This is a genomic window from Pseudomonas sp. RL (assembly GCF_000647775.1).
GTDB lineage: Bacteria > Pseudomonadota > Gammaproteobacteria > Pseudomonadales > Pseudomonadaceae > Serpens > Serpens flexibilis.
This window is the reverse complement of record NZ_JBOY01000173.1, coordinates 1-1,236: the sequence shown is the minus strand read 5'-3', so window position 1 is coordinate 1,236 and position 1,236 is coordinate 1. Positions and strand designations below refer to the sequence as shown.

The window sequence follows — 1,236 nt, the reverse complement described above, 5'->3', positions numbered from 1 at the left end:
TGTAGTGGCCTACTGATCCCGGACACCGATTTAGGCGAAAATCCTCGCCATTAAAGAGGTGTCTGATGAGCAAACAACGACGTACCTTCTCCGCCGAGTTCAAGCGTGAGGCCGCGGTCCTGGTCCTGGATCAGGGCTACAGCGTGGCCGAGGCTTGCCAGTCGCTGGGGCTGGTGGACTCCGCCCTGCGTCGGTGGGTCAGCCAGCTCCAGCAGGAGCGCGCTGGCATCACCCCGCAGAGCAAGGCGCTCACGCCCGAACAGCAGAAGATCCAGGAACTGGAAGCCCGGATCAACCGGCTGGAGCGGGAGAAGGCGATTCTAAAAAAGGCTACCGCTCTCTTGATGTCAGACGAACTCGAACGTACGCGCTGATAGACCAGTTGAGTGAGCAGGAGCCGGTGGAAATGGTCTGTTCAGCTTTTAATGTCACACGCTCCAGCTACTACGCACATCGTGCCCGGCGGCATCGCGTCGATGTGCGCTGTGTGGCCTTGCGTAGCCGGATCAACCAGCTGTTCCGCAAGAGCCGTGGCGCTGCGGGCAGCCGCAGCATTCTGGGCATGCTGCGTGAGGATGGCATGACGATCGGGCGTTTCAAGGTTCGGGGTCTGATGCGCGAGCTTGGGCTCGTCAGCAAGCAACCGGGCTCGCATGCGTACAAGTCCGCGACGGTGGAACGTCCCGACATCCCGAATCGGCTCAATCGCGAGTTCACTGTCGAGCGTCCCAACCAGGTCTGGTGCGGCGACATCACCTATGTCTGGGCGCAGGGTCGCTGGCATTACCTGGCTGTGGTCCTGGATCTGCACGCTCGCCGCGTGATTGGCTGGGCCTTCTCTGACAGGCCGGATGCGGAACTGGCTGCCCGGGCGCTCGACATGGCCTACGAGCAGCGTGGCAGACCGCAGAAGGTGATGTTCCACTCGGATCAGGGCAGCCAATACGCCAGCCGCCTGTTCCGTCAGCGACTGTGGCGCTACCGGATGCAGCAGAGCATGAGCCGACGGGGAAACTGCTGGGACAATGCGCCGATGGAGCGGCTCTTCCGCAGCCTGAAGAGCGAGTGGATCCCCTCGACGGGGTACCAGTGCGCCCGGGAGGCTGGGCGAGATATCAGCCGTTACCTGATGCATCGGTACAACTGGATCCGACCGCACCAGGCCAACGGCGGACTCCCGCCTGCCGTGGCCGAGAAAAAACTTAACCCACTGTCCGGGATGGGTTGACCACTACA

Annotated in this window: 1 protein-coding gene; it reads left to right on the top strand. The window is 62.2% G+C overall.

From position 1 onward, the window contains the following. The first annotated feature begins 65 nt into the window (after nucleotides 1-65). A protein-coding gene (locus AS93_RS0117825; protein ID WP_155956187.1) for an IS3 family transposase occupies nucleotides 66-1,228 on the top strand; the annotation gives its coding sequence in 2 pieces (ribosomal slippage) (nucleotides 66-321 and nucleotides 321-1,228; 1,164 coding nt in all). Nucleotides 1,229-1,236 lie beyond the last annotated feature (8 nt).